At 40.7% G+C, this 18,006-nt stretch carries 22 protein-coding genes; 16 read left to right on the plus strand and 6 right to left on the minus strand.

Features of this window, described 5'->3' with window-relative positions; all coding sequences use genetic code 11:
- Positions 1–89: 89 nt before the first annotated feature.
- Genes moaA through ADA42_RS07070 form a run of 8 tightly spaced genes read left to right on the plus strand, consistent with a single transcriptional unit; the run spans position 90 to position 6,124 of the window.
- The gene (moaA, locus tag ADA42_RS07035; RefSeq protein ID WP_048764331.1) at positions 90–1,109 is read left to right on the plus strand and encodes a GTP 3',8-cyclase MoaA; all 1,020 of its coding nucleotides are present in this window, start codon (positions 90–92) and stop codon (positions 1,107–1,109) included.
- A 2-nt stretch (positions 1,110–1,111) separates the two neighbouring features.
- Positions 1,112–1,363 carry a MoaD/ThiS family protein gene (locus ADA42_RS07040; RefSeq protein WP_004937383.1) on the plus strand — a complete coding sequence of 84 codons (252 nt, stop codon included), beginning with the start codon at positions 1,112–1,114 and terminating at the stop codon, positions 1,361–1,363.
- Position 1,364: 1 nt separating this feature from the next.
- Complete coding sequence (locus ADA42_RS07045) at positions 1,365–1,847, plus strand: molybdenum cofactor biosynthesis protein MoaE (protein WP_048764333.1); 483 nt, start codon at positions 1,365–1,367, stop codon at positions 1,845–1,847.
- Positions 1,848–1,865: 18 nt separating this feature from the next.
- Complete coding sequence (gene moaCB, locus ADA42_RS07050; protein ID WP_004937388.1) at positions 1,866–2,789, plus strand: bifunctional molybdenum cofactor biosynthesis protein MoaC/MoaB; 924 nt, start codon at positions 1,866–1,868, stop codon at positions 2,787–2,789.
- Positions 2,789–4,012 (plus strand): molybdopterin molybdotransferase MoeA, encoded by a 1,224-nt coding sequence (locus ADA42_RS07055; RefSeq protein WP_048764335.1) that lies wholly within the window; start codon positions 2,789–2,791, stop codon positions 4,010–4,012. The genes moaCB and ADA42_RS07055 overlap by 1 nt, the downstream gene beginning before the upstream one ends.
- A gap of 10 nt (positions 4,013–4,022) precedes the next feature.
- On the plus strand, positions 4,023–4,784 hold the full coding sequence (modA, locus tag ADA42_RS07060; protein WP_048764337.1) for a molybdate ABC transporter substrate-binding protein: 762 nt from the start codon (positions 4,023–4,025) through the stop codon (positions 4,782–4,784).
- A 9-nt stretch (positions 4,785–4,793) separates the two neighbouring features.
- Positions 4,794–5,477, plus strand: coding sequence for a molybdate ABC transporter permease subunit (modB, locus tag ADA42_RS07065; RefSeq protein WP_048764339.1), 684 nt, complete (start codon positions 4,794–4,796; stop codon positions 5,475–5,477).
- The gene (locus ADA42_RS07070; protein ID WP_048764341.1) at positions 5,474–6,124 is read left to right on the plus strand and encodes an ATP-binding cassette domain-containing protein; all 651 of its coding nucleotides are present in this window, start codon (positions 5,474–5,476) and stop codon (positions 6,122–6,124) included. Before modB ends, ADA42_RS07070 begins: the two co-directional genes overlap by 4 nt.
- A gap of 34 nt (positions 6,125–6,158) precedes the next feature.
- On the opposite strand, the gene ADA42_RS07075 is transcribed toward ADA42_RS07070, so the two are convergent.
- The gene (locus ADA42_RS07075; RefSeq protein WP_048764344.1) at positions 6,159–7,538 is read right to left on the minus strand and encodes a PLP-dependent aminotransferase family protein; all 1,380 of its coding nucleotides are present in this window, start codon (positions 7,536–7,538) and stop codon (positions 6,159–6,161) included.
- Between the two features lie 123 nt (positions 7,539–7,661).
- On the opposite strand from ADA42_RS07075, the gene ADA42_RS07080 reads away from it, so the two are divergent.
- Positions 7,662–8,531 carry a DMT family transporter gene (locus tag ADA42_RS07080; protein ID WP_048764346.1) on the plus strand — a complete coding sequence of 290 codons (870 nt, stop codon included), beginning with the start codon at positions 7,662–7,664 and terminating at the stop codon, positions 8,529–8,531.
- Positions 8,532–8,535: 4 nt separating this feature from the next.
- On the opposite strand, the gene ADA42_RS07085 is transcribed toward ADA42_RS07080, so the two are convergent.
- The 4 genes from ADA42_RS07085 to tusD are packed head-to-tail and all read right to left on the minus strand — an operon-like array spanning position 8,536 to position 9,926.
- On the minus strand, positions 8,536–8,847 hold the full coding sequence (locus ADA42_RS07085) for a TusE/DsrC/DsvC family sulfur relay protein (protein ID WP_004947231.1): 312 nt from the start codon (positions 8,845–8,847) through the stop codon (positions 8,536–8,538).
- Positions 8,848–8,871: 24 nt separating this feature from the next.
- A complete protein-coding gene (locus tag ADA42_RS07090; RefSeq protein WP_048764349.1) occupies positions 8,872–9,153 on the minus strand; it encodes a lipoprotein in 282 nt (93 codons plus the stop codon).
- 9 nt (positions 9,154–9,162) lie between these two features.
- On the minus strand, positions 9,163–9,513 hold the full coding sequence (locus tag ADA42_RS07095; protein WP_004937411.1) for a hypothetical protein: 351 nt from the start codon (positions 9,511–9,513) through the stop codon (positions 9,163–9,165).
- A gap of 44 nt (positions 9,514–9,557) precedes the next feature.
- Positions 9,558–9,926 (minus strand): sulfurtransferase complex subunit TusD, encoded by a 369-nt coding sequence (tusD, locus tag ADA42_RS07100; protein WP_004937417.1) that lies wholly within the window; start codon positions 9,924–9,926, stop codon positions 9,558–9,560.
- Between the two features lie 71 nt (positions 9,927–9,997).
- On the opposite strand from tusD, the gene ADA42_RS07105 reads away from it, so the two are divergent.
- The 4 genes from ADA42_RS07105 (at position 9,998) to ADA42_RS07120 (ending at position 13,841) form a co-directional block, all read left to right on the plus strand.
- Positions 9,998–11,002 (plus strand): SDR family NAD(P)-dependent oxidoreductase, encoded by a 1,005-nt coding sequence (locus ADA42_RS07105; RefSeq protein WP_048764353.1) that lies wholly within the window; start codon positions 9,998–10,000, stop codon positions 11,000–11,002.
- Positions 11,003–11,124: 122 nt separating this feature from the next.
- Positions 11,125–12,519 (plus strand): class II fumarate hydratase, encoded by a 1,395-nt coding sequence (gene fumC / locus ADA42_RS07110; RefSeq protein ID WP_004937423.1) that lies wholly within the window; start codon positions 11,125–11,127, stop codon positions 12,517–12,519.
- 97 nt (positions 12,520–12,616) lie between these two features.
- The gene (locus tag ADA42_RS07115; RefSeq protein WP_048764355.1) at positions 12,617–13,108 is read left to right on the plus strand and encodes a hypothetical protein; all 492 of its coding nucleotides are present in this window, start codon (positions 12,617–12,619) and stop codon (positions 13,106–13,108) included.
- A gap of 130 nt (positions 13,109–13,238) precedes the next feature.
- Positions 13,239–13,841: a nitroreductase family protein gene (locus ADA42_RS07120; RefSeq protein ID WP_048764357.1), complete on the plus strand. Its 603-nt coding sequence runs from the start codon at positions 13,239–13,241 to the stop codon at positions 13,839–13,841.
- Positions 13,842–13,905: 64 nt separating this feature from the next.
- On the opposite strand, the gene ADA42_RS07125 is transcribed toward ADA42_RS07120, so the two are convergent.
- Positions 13,906–14,835 carry a LysR family transcriptional regulator gene (locus ADA42_RS07125; protein WP_048764359.1) on the minus strand — a complete coding sequence of 310 codons (930 nt, stop codon included), beginning with the start codon at positions 14,833–14,835 and terminating at the stop codon, positions 13,906–13,908.
- Positions 14,836–14,922: 87 nt separating this feature from the next.
- Here ADA42_RS07125 and ADA42_RS07130 point away from each other — a divergent pair, with 87 nt between their 5' ends.
- Genes ADA42_RS07130 through ADA42_RS07140 form a run of 3 tightly spaced genes read left to right on the plus strand, consistent with a single transcriptional unit; the run spans position 14,923 to position 18,000 of the window.
- Complete coding sequence (locus tag ADA42_RS07130; protein ID WP_048764360.1) at positions 14,923–16,167, plus strand: acyl-CoA dehydrogenase family protein; 1,245 nt, start codon at positions 14,923–14,925, stop codon at positions 16,165–16,167.
- A gap of 16 nt (positions 16,168–16,183) precedes the next feature.
- Positions 16,184–17,305 carry a phosphotransferase family protein gene (locus tag ADA42_RS07135; RefSeq protein ID WP_048764362.1) on the plus strand — a complete coding sequence of 374 codons (1,122 nt, stop codon included), beginning with the start codon at positions 16,184–16,186 and terminating at the stop codon, positions 17,303–17,305.
- On the plus strand, positions 17,302–18,000 hold the full coding sequence (locus ADA42_RS07140) for a histidine phosphatase family protein (protein WP_048764363.1): 699 nt from the start codon (positions 17,302–17,304) through the stop codon (positions 17,998–18,000). The genes ADA42_RS07135 and ADA42_RS07140 overlap by 4 nt, the downstream gene beginning before the upstream one ends.
- The last annotated feature ends 6 nt before the right edge of the window (positions 18,001–18,006 follow it).

Consider the following 18,006-nt stretch of genomic DNA (forward strand, 5'->3'; position numbering starts at 1 on the left):
AAATCAACATCATGAGTCATTATAGAATTATCAACGTGCAATAGCGCTGTGTAAGGGTCATCTCGAAGTTTTAATTATGAGTGCATACAATGAAGCATGAAACACAAGATCTGATGACGCCATCTTTTGAAGATCAATATGGGCGTTATAAACGGAAACTACGTATTTCCGTTACAGATCGTTGTAACTTCAAATGCCTGTATTGTATGCCAGAACATCCAGAGTGGATCAAAAAGCATGACTTGCTAAGTTTTGAGGCACTTTTTGAGTTTTGTCGTTTTATGGTGCAAAACGGAATTGAAAATATTCGGATTACTGGCGGTGAACCACTGATGCGCCAAGGCGTGGTGCACTTTATACGTGATTTGCAATCGCTACGGGCAAAAGGTTTAAAGCGTATTTCGATCACCACCAATGCCCATTACTTAAAGAAATATGCATTAGATCTTAAACATGCAGGTTTAGATGATCTCAATATTAGTCTAGATAGTCTCGATCCTGAGCAATTTATGACGCTGACCAAAAAGCCAATTTTGCCTGTTTTAGAAGGTATCAAGGCAGCGCAAGCCGTAGGTTTGAAATTTAAGATTAATACCGTGCTCATGAAGGGTAAAAATGACGATCAAATTTTACCATTAGTTCAGTGGGCCAAATCGCAACATATTCCGCTCAGATTTATCGAGTTTATGCCACTTGATGGTGATCAGCACTGGTCGAACGCCGCTGTAGTGTCAGAGCAAGAGATTTTAGAGGTACTCTCTAAAACCTATTCAATTGAAGCGCTAGAGCAACACAGTGAGCCAGCACGGCTTTTTCGTTTAGATCAAAATTATGACGTAGGTGTCATCTCAACCATTACCCACTCTTTTTGCGGACAATGCGATCGAATTCGTTTAACAGCTCAAGGTGAGCTGTATAACTGCCTATTTGCGCCTAATGGCATTGATCTCAAGCCATTACTAAACGAATTGGTTCAAGGGTATGATCAAGATCGGACACTGACAGAACTCTATGATAAAACCTCGAGCTATATCTGGAATAAAGCCAAAGGCTTTCATAGCTTAAACACACACACACGAAAAATTACCATGCATATGATTGGAGGATAACAATGTCGGCCTTAAACGTCACGATTGAAGGTTATGGTGCCATACAAAGAAAAATACCCTCCCAGATCGTTTTGAATTATTCAGATACAGTGCTTGTTTCTGACGTTTTAAATGATATTACTCATCAATATCCAGATGCGACACAGGCCATTGAGCGCTGTGCCTGTGCAATTGGTGAAGATATTATTTCGCGTCAAACCTACTTAAGCCAAAATTGTACCTTGGTCTTACTTTCACCAGTAGCAGGAGGCTGATATGAAAGAGTTTCAACGCGTACAGTCAGTCGACTTAACACTGGATAGTTTTGATCCGATATCCGATTTTCCTGCTTGTGGTGGTATTGGTATTTTTCAGGGAACGGTACGTAACCATCACAATGGTCGCGCTGTGAGTGGGCTGAAATATACCTCCTATACGCCTGTTGCAGAAAAAATGATTCGTCAGATTGAACAAGACATCATGAATAAGCACGGTGCTGCATATGTACGGGTTATTCATCGTATTGGGCAGCTAGATATCGGTGGAATGGCAATTATTGCCGTGGCCTATGCGCCGCATCGCCGTGAAGCGTTTGCGGCCTGCGAAGAGGCGGTAGAGCGTGTAAAACATGAAGTGCCAATCTGGAAAGAAGAGTTTTATACCGATGGCAGCAGTCAATTTGTCGAAGGATGCTGTATCCGTAAAGATCATCATCATGACCATATCGATCATTCACATCATCACGAACACCAGCACTAATTTAAAACGGGATTTTTAATGAAAAACGTAGGCATGAAACCGGAAAGTTATCGTATTGCCGAAGCTCAAGCTATTTTGTATGCACCACCACATTGTATTGAATTACTTCGTCAGGGAAATACCGAAAAAGGTGATGCACTAAAAACAGGACGCATTGCAGGTATCTTGGCCGCAAAACGTACCGATGAGCTGATTCCGCTTTGCCATCCATTGCCTATTTATCGTGCCGAAGTCGATTACGAGTTACATGAAAACTTTGTTGAGATTCTAACCACGGTAGAAACCATCGGCCCAACGGGCGTAGAGATGGAGGCACTCACAGCCGCAAGTATTGCTGGTTTAACCCTGTACGATATGCTTAAACCGCACTGTGAGCCAGAAGATTTGGTGTTAGATCAGTGCAAGCTCTTAAAGAAAAAAGGCGGTAAATCGCATTTCAAGCGTACACTTCGCCAAGCTGTATCTGCGGCGGTAATTGTATTGTCAGATACTGTAGCCTCTGGCAAAAAACCAGATACTGCCGGTAAGTCTGTGGTTGAGAGTTTAACCGAAGCTGGCTTTACGCCTATTCATTACCAAATTTTGCCAGATGAGCCTGAACAGCTTAAAGAACTGGTTCTTGAGTTAACCAAATCCTATGCATGTGTTATTACAGTGGGCGGTACAGGAATAGGTAAGCGAGACATTACAGTCGACACCCTAGAGCCGTTACTTGAACGTAAGCTCGATGGCTTGATGGAAGCTGCACGTGCATTTGGTCAGCGCCGTACACCGTATGCAGCAATGTCGCGTGGAGTTGCAGGTTTTATCGATCGTTCATTGGTGATGACATTCCCGGGTAGCCGTGGTGGTGCTTCTGAAACAATGGCTGCTTTATTGCCAGCAATTGTGCATATTTTTGATGTGTGCCGTGATCTTCCACATCCGGGAGGTTATGAATAATGTCCGCATGTGGCCATGAAAAAGGTCTAATCAGTATCGATGAGGCAATTGATCATATTTTAAATACGGCCAAGCCACTTAGCACGGAAAACATTGAACTACAAAATAGCCTAAGTAGATATCTGGCACAGCCAATTCATTCGCCAGTGAATCTACCAAGTTTTGATCAAAGTGCTGTTGATGGATATGCGCTGTGTGCGAGTGATATCATTGAAAAGAACCAATACTTTGAACTTATAGGTGAAATACGCGCAGGGCAAAGCAGTGATCTGGTTTTGAAAGCAGGTCAGGCAACGCGTATTTTTACTGGCGGTAAACTTCCAGAGGGATGTACGACGATTGCGCGTCAAGAGATTGTACATCGGCTCGATGATCATCGAATCCAGATTACAGAAACACTTCAGGCCAACATCGACATCAGACGCCAAGGTGAAGAGTTGGCTTTGGGGCAGCAGGTTGCTAATAAAGATCAATATCTTAAGACCGGGCCTTTAGCCGCGTTGAGCATGGCTGGAGTTCAGCAGGTTGATGTATATCGTCACCCTAAAGTCGCCGTAGTAATTACAGGTGATGAAGTTGCTACTGAGCAAAATAGCCTAAGTAGTGCACATGTCTATGATGCCAACGGACCGCTAATTAAGGCGTGGTTTCAAGAGCGACATATACAAGTTGAAATTTTACACATTCATGATGAAGCGAAGGCACTCAGTGAATTGTTTGCTCGACTTAAAAATCACTATGATGTGATTGTTACGACAGGTGGTGTGTCTGTAGGGGACTATGATTTTGTTCGGCCCTGTGCTTTTGAGGTTGGATTTAAAGAAATCTTTTGGAAAGTCAAACAAAAACCCGGTAAACCGATTTTCTTTGCCAAATATCAACAAGATCAGCATGCGTGTTATTTACTCGGGCTACCGGGCAATCCAGCCGCCGTGTACGTATGTATGCAAGTATATACGCGTCTGCTCATCGATGCGCTGCAAGGTCAAAATCAAAATATCGATTGGTTTGAAGTCAAGCTTGCACAACCGCTTAAAGCCGATAAGCGTGAGCGCTTTATGCGCATGAAACTGGAGCTTCATGCTGGTGAGCTAAGTGCTGCAAACCTTGCCAATCAACAGTCACATATGTTAAGTAACTTAATGGATGCGAACTGTCTGGTTCGCGTACCAGCGGATATAAGTCCAGAAGTGGGAACGCTCGTCTCTGCAATACGAATATAAGGTGCCAATCATGATAAAAAAAATCGCTGTATTTTCGCTTTTCTGTCTTGGTGCTTTACACGTTTCGGCAGGTGAGGTGAGAGTCTATGCGGCGGCAAGTTTGACTAATGCAGTGACTGATATTGCCAAGCTTTACAAACAGCAGCATCCATCAACCAATGTCGTGACTGTTTTTGGTGCATCATCGGCGCTAGCTAAACAAATCGAGAGTGGTGCTAAAGCAGATATTTATTTTTCTGCAGATACAGACTGGATGAAATATTTAGTTAAGACTCAGTTTATATCGTCAGGTAAGGTAAAAAATACACTTGGCAATCAGCTTGTGGTCATCACGCCGATGGATATGGATGTACCTTTTGGCCCCACCAAACAATTTAACTTTGCCAATGCATTTAAAGGCCATTTATGTACTGGTCAAATGGAATCTGTGCCTGTAGGCAAATACGCTAAACAAAGCTTGATGGCTTTAGGCTGGTATACACCTTTGCAAGGACGTATTGTTGGGACAGATGATGTGCGTTCAGCTTTGGCCTTTGTTGAACGTGGTGAATGCGATGTTGGAATTGTTTACCAAACCGATGCATTAATCAGTAAAAAAGTTAAGATTATTGGAACATTCCCTTCAAAAACACATGATCCGATTGTTTATCCTGCGGCGCTCACCAAACAAGGTGAACGTAATCGGGAAGCGGCCCAATTTGAACATTTCATGCTTAAAAATGCCAAAGCAAAAGCCATTTTTACCCGTTACGGTTTTAGTGAGTTGAAATAGTCGTTCTACATGCTCACACCTGAAGAAATCTCTGCCTTATATTTATCTGCCAAAGTGGGCTTGTTTGCCACTTTGGTGAATCTTCCTTTTGCTATTTTTGTGGCGTGGATCTTAGCTCGATATGAATTTCGCCTAAAAGTTATACTCGAATCTCTTTTACAATTACCTATGATTTTACCACCCGTGGTATTGGGGTATTTACTGCTGATTTTATTTGGTAACCGCGGTATTGTAGGGGAGTTTTTAAGTGAATGGGGGATTCAACTGGCATTTAACTGGAAAGGCGCAGTCATTGCCTCGATGGTGGTGGCTTTCCCACTGATGGTTCAACCGATTCGTTTGTCTTTTCAACTGATTAATCAGCAGCTTGAACAAATTGCACAGACCTTGGGGGCAAGCCCTATTCAGGCTTTTTTTTCGATTAGTTTGCCGCTTGCCTTGCCTGGTGTACTTATTGGAAGTATTTTGTGTTTTAGTCGCAGTCTGGGGGAGTTTGGTGCCACTATTACCTTTGTGGGCAATATTCCAGATGAAACCCGCACTGTACCCATCGCAATTTATTCGTTACTACAACAACCGGATGGCGAAAGCATGGCAATGCGTTTAGTACTACTCTCCGTAGGTTTGGCGTTTGCTGCACTGGTGGCCAATCATCTTATTTTAAAACGTTATCAGCAAAGGTTAACGCCATGAATCTGCGCTGTCACTTTAATTACGTCCAGCGTGATTTTCAGCTTCATGTTGATTTAACACTAAGGCATAACTTACTCGGGATTCTAGGCCCGTCTGGTTCTGGAAAAAGTACGTTTTTAAAAAATATGGTGGGAGTTTTGAAGCCTCATGACGGTGAGATCTCTTTCAATGAGCGTGTTTTGGTCAATACAGCCGAGCAGCAATTTGTACCTACGCACCAACGTCATATTGGACTGATTTTCCAACAGGCGCAGCTTTTCCCACATTTAAACGTAAGACAAAATCTTGAATATGCGTTGCGGTTTAATAAGAAGCGTCCGCAAAAATTCAGTTTTGAGCAGATTGTAAAGTTACTCAGCCTAGATGCATTGCTTGGCCGTAAAGCTTTACAGCTTTCTGGTGGGGAGGCACAGCGAGTCTCGATTGGGCGCGCTTTACTGGCTTCTCCAGAACTTTTATTGCTTGATGAGCCGCTCACAGGTTTAGATCGACACCTAAAAAATCAGCTTTTGCCTTTTTTATTCGAGCTTAAACAGCAATTAAATATTCCGATCATTTACGTAACACATCATCCAGAAGAGCTGGATTATCTCAATGCGCCCATTGTGACTATGGAACGGGGGATATTGCAGTACAGCGATACATAAGTCAGTCAATCAAATAATCATTCATATAAGTCGATTAAAGTTTTGATGCAAGTAAACCTGCTTGTAATACGTTAAATACATCGTAATGAACACATTGAGCGACATTAAATCTTAAAAATTGTTTGAATAAACCTGATGTGCTAAACGCTTCACCTAAAGCAAGAACGACACCTTGCTCTGTGCAATACTTTTGTAGTCGATGAAGATCAATATAAGCAGGTAACTCACACCATAGAAACATTCCTGCTTGTGGTTTTATCCATGGGCGAATTTGAATTTGTTCAAGTGTATTTATGGATATGTCCATAGCATTTGCCAAACGTGTATTCAGCTGCTCAAGATGCTTACGGTATTTTCCATCTGTGAGCACCTTATACAAAACATGTGCTGAAAAATTATTATGACTGAAACTCGTAGCAATTTTGAGATCAATTAAATCATTAATCCACTCAGGTTTTGCCACGATATAGCCGCAGCGTAATGAAGCTGATAATGTTTTGGAAAAGCTGCCGATGTAAATACTGTTTGTAAGGCCGTCAAGTGCGCTAAAGCGAGGCGAGTGTTTATTTTCAAAATCTGAAAAAATATCGTCTTCAATTACAATCATATTCGCTTGTGTAATTAAAGAAACCAGTTGATGAACCGTCGCGGATGAAGGCATAGCGCCTGTAGGATTATGAATACCTGAATTCGTAATATATAACCGCGGTTGATGTTCTATGATGGCTTGCTGAAAGGCCTCAATATTTGGGCCACCTGTAGTATATGGAATACCGATGACTTTGGCTTGATGCACCTTAAGTAACGCCTTAAAGTTAAAATAACAAGGATCATCAACTAAAACAGTATCACCCGGTTTGAGTAAAAAACGACAAAGTAGATCGGTTGAATATGAACCTGAATCGGTCAGCAAAACTTGATCTGGACTTACAAATATACTTTTACTTTGCAAGCGTCTTGCCAATAATTCACGTAGCAAATTAAACCCTAATGGCGAGGAGTAATTCATCAATTCAAAGGTCGATTCTTTGGAAACGTCACGGATTGCTTTTCTTAAAGCTTCATGAGGCATCCAGCTATCTGGGAGCCAGCCGCATCCTGGCTTTATTAATGATGGAGATGCTTCTAAGAGTTCGCGAGATAGCCGAAGTGGATCAAGGTGTTTAACCTGTATCGGCTCCATATTTGAAAGCTTTAAAGGTTCTAGTGGTGCGCTAACAAAAAATCCAGAGCCTGCACGAGACTCTATCTGGCCAGTAGATAACATCCGCTCATAAGCACAAACAATTGTAGATACAGAAAAATCAAGCTGTTTGGCCAGTTGTCGAACAGATGGTAGTCGCATACCTGGTGTGAGCCGACGACTTTTAAGTTCAGAATCGATATAACGTATTACGTGTTCAATTTTAGTCATGTCAAACCAATTACTGTATTGAATTTTAATCCAGTACAGTTTTTATAAATTGTACTGTACTGTATCTTTGTACTAACTTAACATAAGTTTATAAAAAGACATTCTATAAAATGCGATGTCATCATGAATTCTCAATTTTTTGCTTGGTTAAGTGGTTTAATCGGTGTTGTAATCTTTTCCGGATCTTTACCTGCAACACGTATTGCTGTTATGGATTTTAATCCTTGGTTTTTAACAGGAATTCGTGCTGTCATTGCGGGTATTGTTGCTATGGTCTTGTTAAAAATCTTAAAAGCTAAGCGACCATCAAAACGTGATTGCGGGAATTTAGTATATGTCGCGGTTGGTGTTGTTGTGGGATTTCCGTTATTTACAGCATTAGCACTGCAACATATTAGTGCGGCTTTTTCGATTGTATTTATAGGATTGCTTCCTTTATGCACTGCCATATTCGCAGTCCTACGTTCAAATGAACGACCCCAACTGACATTTTGGCTGTTTTCATTATTTGGAAGCGGATTGGTTGTTTTATATATTTTGTTAGATATATCGCTGAATACGCAAAGCTTTTTTGGGATTTTATATATGCTTTGTGCAATTATACTATGCGGATTTGGATACGCTGAAGGGGCGAATCTAGCGAAAAAAATAGGGGGATGGCAGGTCATTTGCTGGGCGCTGGTTATTTCATTACCTGTAATGCTCATAGTAACGATCTATAATTATTCTAGTGAAATACTAGATAAATTGACTTTATCTGGTCTGGTAGCTGTTTTATACATCTCGATCTTCAGCATGCTGATCGGATTTTTCTTCTGGTACTATGGTTTATCAAAAGGCGGTATTGCAAGTGTAGGGCAATTGCAATTATTGCAACCCTTTATGGGCCTAGCACTTGCAGCGGTGATATTATATGAACCAATTAGTGCCAACATGCTTATTATCACAGCAGGCGTCATTTGTTGTGTGGCATCTGCCAAGAAATTTGCCTAATCGATTACAAGCAATTAGCAGGTTTTGGAATACCAGCCAAACGGCTTAAATGGCGTGCAACAAGACCTGTTTTGAATGCTTGCTGTAACACTGCATTATCAATATTGGCATCTACCGTTTTCATTAGATATTTGATCAGAGGACGCGTTGCAGGAGAGTGTCCGAACTGTTGATAAAACTGGCGGACTGCATTTAAAACGTTAAAGTGCCATTCAGTCAATTCAAGATCTAAAGAACGAGCAAGCTCTTGAGCCACGTCTTTATTCCAAATGGTGTAATCGACAAGATGTCCATCTTGATCAAGATCTAAGCGCATAAAATAGCCTAAGCAAAAATCAAATTATTTAAAAGATACACTACGTTTGAATTGCAAAACTAAGTCCGCAAATGCACTGTAATCTAGGGGAATTATAGCGGAACTAAGATCAGGATTTAAAAGAGTCCGTTCGTTATTTAAACAGTAATACGACTGAAAAGAACGCATATTCTCGCTGGTGAGTGCCGACAATGCTTCGCCCATGATCACGATTTGATCACCTTCCACAAAGACCTGTTGTACTTTATTTAAAGCAGAAGCAGTCGATGCAAAAGAAGTTTGTATGAGGTAAATTGTGTTGTTCATCTTTGGAAATTACCAATATAAAACATAATCAAAGGATTGAATCAGGCTTGCATTGAATTCGACAAACTCGATGTCTTGTGAAGAATTTCTAACAAACGCATGTTGCTGATATTTTGATTCAACTAAAATGGGCGTTAAGTCATAAAATTCAAAACTTTCCAGCATACTTGAAGCGGGTTTAAAGGCATGAATGAGCTGATCAAAGCTTTGGTCTTCTTTTAACAGCGTTAGGGCTGCATCTTGAAGTAAAACGCTGATATTAGAGCCAAAAGTGGCTAAAACCATCGTCGCAGACAGGCTTTCGTTGACCTGTAACTGACTTAAATTAGACTGGGTTAAAATAACGAGTACAGATTTCACACAATATACCTTTTAAAAGCAACACTCTAGAAATAAAAAGCTGCTTAAAATTGAATTAGACGTGTAGAAGATTCTACGGCATCTGCAAGTTCACCTAAACCAACCAGTTCAAATCCCTGAGCCAAGTTGTAATGCGTGAGTTGATGGCGTTTAGCATTTTCTTCATCTGTAATTCCACGGTTTAGTGCAGCACTAACACAAACAGGGAGTCGTATTGAGAGCTTTTGCCATTCTTGAGTCAAACGACGCTGATCATCGGGCACCCACTGCAAATCGTTTGCAACATGAACAGCGTCTTGATAAAAGAACACTCGGAACACTTCATTTTTGTCCTGAAGTGCCTGAACTAAACCAAGTGCATGCCATGCATGAACCGATGTAGGTGCAGCAGTAATTAAAACTAATGTACTCATTGAAATTTCACTGTAGCCATGCGTCTGATAACAGATGAGCTATTTACACATTATAAAAAGGTAAGTATACAATGATTTTAGTGACAGGTGGTTTAGGCTTTCTTGGGTCACACATTGCTTTGAGTCTTCTGGCTCAAGGTCAAGAGGTTATATTGGTCGACAACTTGGCCAATGCATCTTTACAAACATTAGAACGATTAGAATATATTTCCGGTATGTACGTGCCATTTGTGAAAGTGGACGTTCGCAACACACCCGCGTTAAATAAAGTTTTTGAGCAATATTCCATTGATGCTGTCGTACACACCGCAGGTTTTAAGGCACTCGAAGAATCCAAGCTTAAACCGCTTGAGTATTATAATGACAATGTCAGTTGTATCATGAGCTTGTTGCGTTCTATGCAGCGTACAGGCGTAAGAAAACTGGTTCATCTCTCAAGCTTAGCAGTGTATGGCGCTTCTGGATTAAATCTTACAGAAGATACGTCTTTTAATACCACTTATCCCAATCCATATATTAAATCTCAGCAAATGATTGAAGAAATCATACGAGATACGTATAAAACTGATCATGAATGGAAAATCGCCATCTTGAGACTTTCCAATATTGCCGGTGCCTTTGAACATGGGGTACTCGGAGAAATGGTGCCTCAATTACCAAAAAATATTATTCCACTCGCGATGCAGGTTGCCGCCATGCAACGGGATTATCTGGAATTACAGCATCAGGCTCTTACCGATGATCAAACCGTAGAGCGAAGTTTTTTGCATGTGCTCGATGCATGTGAAGCCGTACTCGCAAGTTTATACTGGCTCAACCATCAAGAGCATACGTGTGAAGCATTTAATATCGCGCATGATCATGTGACTTCGATTCAATCTCTACTTGAGCAAATAAGTGCCATTACTCAAACTCAGATTAATACACACGATGCCATGTTTGCTGTAGACGAATTGGCACAACTTGGTGCAGATATCAGCAAAGCTGAAAAAACATTGAACTGGAAACCGAAACGTACTCTACAGCAAATACTTGAGCACCAATGGCAGTTCTATCAAAATACACTTAAAATGTAATAAAAATGATTCTTATTTACAAACTGAGCTGGCTTTATTAATATTTCATGACCAGCCAAGTAATCGTAACGGTTGCTCTAGCCCGTACTTGTCATTAATCATTATGGATAATAGAGGTTTTTATGCAAACTCGAATTGAACACGACACGATGGGTGAAGTCGAAGTCCCAAACGATGCAATGTGGGGAGCTCAAACGCAACGTAGTTTGCAAAACTTTAAAATTGGTCAAGAGCGTTTACCTCGTGCCATGATTCGTGCGATGGGTTTAGTGAAAAAATCTGCAGCCATCACCAATGCAAGCTTGGGCCAATTACCTCAAGACTTATCTGCTTATATTGTTGATGCGGCAGATGATGTAATTGAAGGGAAGTGGGACTCACAATTTCCACTGGTGGTCTGGCAGACAGGATCTGGTACGCAAAGCAATATGAACTGCAACGAAGTGATTGCAAATATTGCCAATCAAAAATTGGGAAATGCATTAGGATCACAGTCACCTGTACATCCTAATGATCACGTCAACCGTGCTCAATCGACCAATGATTCGTTTCCAACCGCGATTCATGTGGCTGCAAGCCTTCAGATCAATGAATTGCTTATTCCTGCAGTAACACGCCTAAAAGCGACGTTGCAACAAAAGTCTGATGAATTTAATGACATTGTTAAAATCGGACGCACTCATTTACAAGACGCAACCCCACTCACACTTGGGCAAGAGTTTTCTGGTTATGTCTCTCAGCTTGAGCATGGTTTACATCGTCTAAAACAAGCACTGGAAGGCTTATACGAATTACCTTTAGGTGGAACGGCTGTAGGCACTGGCTTAAATGCTCATCCTGATTATGCAGTTCAGGCTGCTGCCGAGTTGGCCAAGCAAACAGGTTTACCTTTTGTCACTGCACCAAATAAATTTGAAGCACTCGCAGGGCGCGATGCGGCTGTATTTGCATCGGGCGCGCTTAAAACATTGGCAGTCAGTTTAAATAAAATTGCCAATGATATTCGTTGGCTGGCGAGCGGTCCACGCTGTGGTTTTGGTGAAATTCGTATTCCAGAAAACGAACCAGGATCAAGTATCATGCCGGGTAAGGTTAATCCGACACAAAGTGAAGCCATGACGATGGTGGTTGCTCAGGTACTTGGTAATGACACCACGATCAATGTAGCAGGTGCATCTGGTAACTTTGAGCTGAACGTATTTATGCCAGTAATTGCATTTAACTTATTACAGTCTATTCAGCTTTTAGGCGATGCATGTAATAGCTTTAATGATCATTGTGCGGTGGGTATTGAGCCAAATCGAGATAAGATCGATCACTTCTTGCATAATTCATTGATGCTGGTCACTGCATTAAACCCTGTAATTGGATATGAGAATGCAGCGAAGGTCGCCAAAACTGCCTACAAAGAAAATAAAACTCTTAAACAAGTGGCAGTTGAACTTGAATTGGTGAGCGAACAACAGTTTGATGAAATTGTTCGTCCAGAAAAAATGGTTTCACCTAATGCAAAATAACTTGCAATTGCACTGAAATCACACATCAGCAGTTTTTATCTGACGAGCAAACACGTACAATGTGACATCCTGATAAAGACTGCTGATGAAATTTCCCATGCTTGACGTGTATTTAACAGATATTCAAAAAAATGTTCAATTTCGTGATTATCCGAGTGATCAACCTGTTAAATTTTTAATTAATCTAAAAAAAATATTTCCAAGTACCGCTGATTTACTACTTCCTGTATTACCCGAGGACAATAATCTTGAAAATGTTACATGGGAATCTACATCGAAAGATTTCACCACATTCAAGAAACTTGTAGAGGCATGGGGTGTAATCGAATTACGCCTTAATGCATTAACAGCATATAAAGATAAAGAATTTACCAATCAGGTGCTTAAACAAGCACAAACCAAACGTAAGCAAATGGGTGCCAGTCATACAAAACTAAATATGGTCGAGCTGGACTACATTTTTATTCATGAAGTACACACTTTAATCGATGCAGAACTATCCGAGATTGGTGAAAAATTTTATTTACCAACATTACGCGAACTCTGGAAAGATGAAGTGAGCTCGAATGTTCTACTTGTAAAACTTTAATCGTTGAACAAAAAGTAAAAAATATATCGTATAAATTCAAATACCTTGTGCAGCGATCTGGCATAAATCATGCTATAAAAATAGTGGTTTTTCCATTTATTACCATTGCTGCAGCAAGGAATTTGAGCACATGACCAATCCAGTAATATCCTTACTTCAAAATCGTCGCACCATATACGCTATCGGCAAAAATATTCAGCAAACGCCAGAACAATTAACTGAACTCATTCAAGAAGCAATACGCCAAAGCCCATCTTCGTTTAATTCTCAGTCTTCTCGAGCAGTTATCTTATTTGATGCAGAACATGAAAAATTTTGGGGATTCATCAAAGAAAAACTCAAAGAATACGCCACAGATGAAGCCGCAGCAGAAAAAACCAGCAAAAAAATGGATAGCTTTGCAGCAGGGGTGGGAACTATTTTATTTTTTGAAGATCAAAATGTCATTCAGGAGCTTCAAGAGAAATTTGCCTTGTATGCAGATAATTTTCCGGTTTGGTCCGAGCATTCGACTGCTATGGCGCAACTTGCAGTATGGACAGCACTTGCAGCTGAAAATGTGGGGGCATCTTTACAGCACTATAATCCTATCGTCGATGACAAAGTCCATGCTGAATGGGCTGTTCCATCGAGCTGGAAACTACGTGCACAATTGGTGTTTGGTTCAATTGAGGCACCAGCTGCCGAAAAGTCATATATTGACGATGAAACACGCTTTAAAATTTTCAAGTAACTGATCAAAATGATAAATCGAGATAGTTGAAATAATCTATACTCGATTTATCATTTAAAATAGCCTAAGTAAATAATGAAATAATTTCTTTTTTTAAAAACTCATATCTCAAATTATCAATCAATGCATCTGACCAATAAATACCAATCGTAAAAGTGGGCAATTCAAAAGGTATTGAATGGATTGTCAAATTGTTTGCGTAAGACAAATGGCTCAATACTGCACTTGGTAAAGTTAATATTGCATCGCGGTTATATTCTAAAATTTTGAGTGCTGTCGAATAATGCTGGCAACGTAAAAAAATTTCACGATGAATACCTTGCCGATGAAGATACACATCTTCAAGCAATGTACCTGTACGGCGTGAAGACACCCCAATATGCAGACCAGATCGGTAAATCTCAGCATTTATAACAGATTGTTGGCTGCAAATAACATAATGATCTTTCAGTAAAGCTTGAAAACCAATGCTGTCATGCGTTGGCGATTCTACATCGATAATAAAATCGAGCTGTTGATTTAATAGATCATTTTGAATGGTATTTCGATTGAGTTTGATACTACTAAACTCAATATTTTGATCGATCTGCTCAAAATGCTGAATGATTTTAGGCAAAACAAGTGGTTCAATCTCGTCATGGATAGCAATTCTTAATGTTTTAATGAGGCTCGGATCAAAACTCTTTTTTTGTTGACTAATATTTTGAAAAAGAATCAGTGCGTTTTTAATGACAGGATAGATATGTTCTGCAAATGGTGTAGGTTGCATGCTATTGCCGAGACGTATAAATACCTCATCTTCAAGTTGAACTCTTAAACGCTGTAAAGCATGACTGGCAGCCGATTGACTAATGGATAAACTTTGCGCGGCTCTCGAAATACTTTTTTGTTCAAAAATTGCAACAAACAGTGGATATAAGTTGATATCAATGCGATGAAATAAGCTTAGATCTAGGTAGTGTTGCGCAGTATGAAACTTATGAATTTCATTCATAGTGAAGTATTTAATAAAATCATTTCATGCATAATAAATTTACGTTTATGGTGAGTAAAGGATAAACACAACGAATTAGGAATAAAAATGTTTAAACTTTCAGAGCGTGCTCAAGATTTTGTGAATAGAACACGAGACTTCATTCATAACGAAATAGAACCGATTGAGTTAAAGTTTTGGGATGATGTACATCAAATGAATCCCAACGGCGACTGGACGACTTGGGTTTGGCCAGAGCAGCTTGAAGTATTGAAAGCCAAAGCCAGAGCGGCGGGTTTATGGAATCTTTTCTTACCCGACAGGGAGCTTGGCGCAGGGCTATCTGTTCAGGAGTATGCACACATAGCAGAGTTAACAGGTAGAAGCCTTTTGGCACCGATTGTATTTAACTGTAGTGCACCAGACACCGGCAACATGGAGTTGCTATGGCGCTATGGTACTGAGCAGCAAAAAAATGATTGGCTCATGCCGCTTTTAAACGGCAAAATTCGTTCCGTTTTTTGTATGACTGAACCTGATGTTGCTTCAAGTGATGCAACTAATATGCAAGCAACCGCGGTGATTGAAGGTAATGAAATTGTACTCAATGGCCGAAAGTGGTGGTCATCGGGTTTGGGTGATCCAAATGCAAAACTCATCATTTTTATGGCACATACGCCTGATACCAGTAAAGATCGACATCATCAGCATTCGATGGTGCTGGTACCGCTTGATACACCCGGTGTCAAAATCCAGCGAATGTTGTCTGTTTTTGGGGAGTATGATGCACCGCATGGTCATGGAGAAGTTATTTTTGATCAGGTGCGAGTCCCTATAGAAAATTTTATCGGCGGTGCAGGTCAAGGTTTTGAAATTGCACAAGGGCGATTAGGCCCCGGGCGTATTCACCATTGTATGCGATGCATTGGAGCCGCAGAAAAGTCACTCGAGTTAATGATTGATCGAGGTATGTCACGTACGGCGTTTGGTAAAGAGTTGCTCAAACTGGGCGGAAATCTCGAACGCGTCGCAGAGGCACGCGTTGCAATTGATCAAGCACGCTTACTTACCTTATATACAGCATTTAAAATGGATACTTATGGAACTTTGGCTGCGCTCACAGAAATTTCAGCCATCAAGTTGGTTGCACCCAATGTACTAGAAAAAGTAGTAGATATGGCAATCCAGGTCCATGGCGGAGCTGGGCTTTCACGCGATACCATGCTATCTGCCTTTTTTATTCATGCACGAAGTCTAAGATTGGCCGATGGGCCAGATGAGGTGCATAAAGGCATGATTGCTCGGTTAGAGCTTGCGAAACGTGGCTATGGCCGGTCGAAACCTTCACAATAAAAAATAAGGAAAATTTATGTCAGTTATTGATTTGGGTGGTTCGGTTCAAGAGGGAGAAGAGTTAGACATCCATGCGATTGAATCATGGTTAAAACAGCAAGGAATCTTACTTGAAGGACAGGTAGAGCTGACACAATACACGGGCGGCGCATCCAACTGGACCTATCGGCTGAAATACCATAATGTGGATCTGATCTTACGGCGCCCACCCAACGGTACTAAAGCGAAATCTGCTCATGATATGGCACGAGAATTTTTTGTACAAAAACACTTGGCAGCCTATTATCCAGTAGTGCCTGAGATGATTGCATTGTGCCAAGATCCGCATGTGATCGGTTGTGACTTTTATGTGATGCGGCGTATCGAAGGAATTATACCTCGTGCAAAACTTCCGCCGGAACTTCAATTAAATGAAGAACAAATCAATCAACTCTGTCGAAATGTACTGGATCGGTTAATTGAACTCCACCAAGTACCTTATGAAGCGACTGAGTTAAAAGATCTGGGCAAAGGTGAAGGCTATTGCCAGCGGCAGGTCGAGGGATGGGATAAACGTTATGAAAAAGCAAGAACCATCAATGTGCCATCGTTTGGATATGTTCGACAGTGGCTAAAAGACAACACACCTAGAGAATCAAAAATTTGCATTATTCATAATGACTGGCGATTTGATAATGTGATCCTTGATCCTGAGTCACCAACAAATGTGATAGGCGTACTCGATTGGGAAATGGCGACGCTGGGCGATCCACTCATGGATTTGGGAAATGCATTGGCTTACTGGGTAGAAGAAACAGACAACATGATTTTCAAATCGACACGTCGTCAGCCCACACATTTAAAAGGAATGTTCACTCGCAAACAAGTGGTAGACTACTACATGCATCAGACCGGTTTAGATACTACAAACTGGACGTTTTATGAGGTATTTGGTGTTTTTCGCCTGGCTGTGATTGCACAGCAAATTTATTACCGATATTTTCATAAACAGACAAAAAATCAGGCTTTTAAGGATTTCTGGATTGTGATTCACGCACTTCATATCCGTGCTTTAAAATTAATTGCTGCCGAAAAGTTCAAACACAGCAAGATCAACACCAAATATCTTCACAAAGTTCAAGGAATCTTAAAGAAATGACCACAATTTATCTGGTTCGTCATGGTCAGGCTTCCTTTGGTAAAGCAAATTATGATGAGTTATCTCCTACAGGACAGTCTCAAGCAGAATTACTGGGCCAGTATTTCAAACAAATTTTAAGTGAAGCGCCTTATGTGGTGGCAGGTACAATGAAACGCCATATGCAAACGGCGCAAGGTGCGCTTAAGCAGTGTTTTCCTGAAGCGAATATTCATATCCATGCGGGCTGGAATGAGTTTAATCATCAACAAGTATTTGCAAATTACGACCCACGCTTTAAACAACCTGAATTACTTAAACAAGAGGTCACCAAAGCATCTAATCCGAGAGACTATCTAGGGCAAATTTTTGAAAATGCAGTTTCCAGATGGACAGATGGCGCGTTTCATCACGAGTACGAAGAATCGTGGCCAGATTTCAAATCTCGAGTTGAAACAACTTTAGCGCAACTATGTAATGAGCTTTCAGTTTTAAAGCCCAGATATGCTGTCGTATTTACCTCTGGGGGTGTGGTATCAGTTGCTGCTGGAAAAATTCTCGAACTCAATCCCAACCGGACTTTTGCACTGAATTGGGCCATTACCAATGCCAGCATAACAACCTTAAGACTAGTAGGGAATGAGCCACAACTTTTAAGTCTCAATGAACATCATTTTATAAAAGCAAAAAATCGTGACTTACTCACATGGATATAAAGGATA

The sequence above is a fragment of the Acinetobacter sp. 243_ASPC genome, from assembly GCF_001054715.1.
Classification (GTDB): Bacteria; Pseudomonadota; Gammaproteobacteria; order Pseudomonadales; family Moraxellaceae; genus Acinetobacter; species Acinetobacter soli.

Excerpts from the sequence above, each read along its gene's own strand:
- moaA (WP_048764331.1), top strand. The coding sequence starts at position 90 with ATGAAGCATGAAACACAAGATCTGATGACGCCATCTTTTGAAGATCAA.
- ADA42_RS07040 (WP_004937383.1), top strand. The coding sequence starts at position 1,112 with ATGTCGGCCTTAAACGTCACGATTGAAGGTTATGGTGCCATACAAAGA.
- ADA42_RS07045 (WP_048764333.1), top strand. The coding sequence starts at position 1,365 with ATGAAAGAGTTTCAACGCGTACAGTCAGTCGACTTAACACTGGATAGT.
- moaCB (WP_004937388.1), top strand. The coding sequence starts at position 1,866 with ATGAAAAACGTAGGCATGAAACCGGAAAGTTATCGTATTGCCGAAGCT.
- ADA42_RS07055 (WP_048764335.1), top strand. The coding sequence starts at position 2,789 with ATGTCCGCATGTGGCCATGAAAAAGGTCTAATCAGTATCGATGAGGCA.
- modA (WP_048764337.1), top strand. The coding sequence starts at position 4,023 with ATGATAAAAAAAATCGCTGTATTTTCGCTTTTCTGTCTTGGTGCTTTA.
- modB (WP_048764339.1), top strand. The coding sequence starts at position 4,794 with ATGCTCACACCTGAAGAAATCTCTGCCTTATATTTATCTGCCAAAGTG.
- ADA42_RS07070 (WP_048764341.1), top strand. The coding sequence starts at position 5,474 with ATGAATCTGCGCTGTCACTTTAATTACGTCCAGCGTGATTTTCAGCTT.
- ADA42_RS07075 (WP_048764344.1), bottom strand. The coding sequence starts at position 7,538 with ATGACTAAAATTGAACACGTAATACGTTATATCGATTCTGAACTTAAA.
- ADA42_RS07080 (WP_048764346.1), top strand. The coding sequence starts at position 7,662 with ATGAATTCTCAATTTTTTGCTTGGTTAAGTGGTTTAATCGGTGTTGTA.
- ADA42_RS07085 (WP_004947231.1), bottom strand. The coding sequence starts at position 8,847 with ATGCGCTTAGATCTTGATCAAGATGGACATCTTGTCGATTACACCATT.
- ADA42_RS07090 (WP_048764349.1), bottom strand. The coding sequence starts at position 9,153 with ATGAACAACACAATTTACCTCATACAAACTTCTTTTGCATCGACTGCT.
- tusD (WP_004937417.1), bottom strand. The coding sequence starts at position 9,926 with ATGAGTACATTAGTTTTAATTACTGCTGCACCTACATCGGTTCATGCA.
- ADA42_RS07105 (WP_048764353.1), top strand. The coding sequence starts at position 9,998 with ATGATTTTAGTGACAGGTGGTTTAGGCTTTCTTGGGTCACACATTGCT.
- fumC (WP_004937423.1), top strand. The coding sequence starts at position 11,125 with ATGCAAACTCGAATTGAACACGACACGATGGGTGAAGTCGAAGTCCCA.
- ADA42_RS07115 (WP_048764355.1), top strand. The coding sequence starts at position 12,617 with ATGCTTGACGTGTATTTAACAGATATTCAAAAAAATGTTCAATTTCGT.
- ADA42_RS07120 (WP_048764357.1), top strand. The coding sequence starts at position 13,239 with ATGACCAATCCAGTAATATCCTTACTTCAAAATCGTCGCACCATATAC.
- ADA42_RS07125 (WP_048764359.1), bottom strand. The coding sequence starts at position 14,835 with ATGAATGAAATTCATAAGTTTCATACTGCGCAACACTACCTAGATCTA.
- ADA42_RS07130 (WP_048764360.1), top strand. The coding sequence starts at position 14,923 with ATGTTTAAACTTTCAGAGCGTGCTCAAGATTTTGTGAATAGAACACGA.
- ADA42_RS07135 (WP_048764362.1), top strand. The coding sequence starts at position 16,184 with ATGTCAGTTATTGATTTGGGTGGTTCGGTTCAAGAGGGAGAAGAGTTA.
- ADA42_RS07140 (WP_048764363.1), top strand. The coding sequence starts at position 17,302 with ATGACCACAATTTATCTGGTTCGTCATGGTCAGGCTTCCTTTGGTAAA.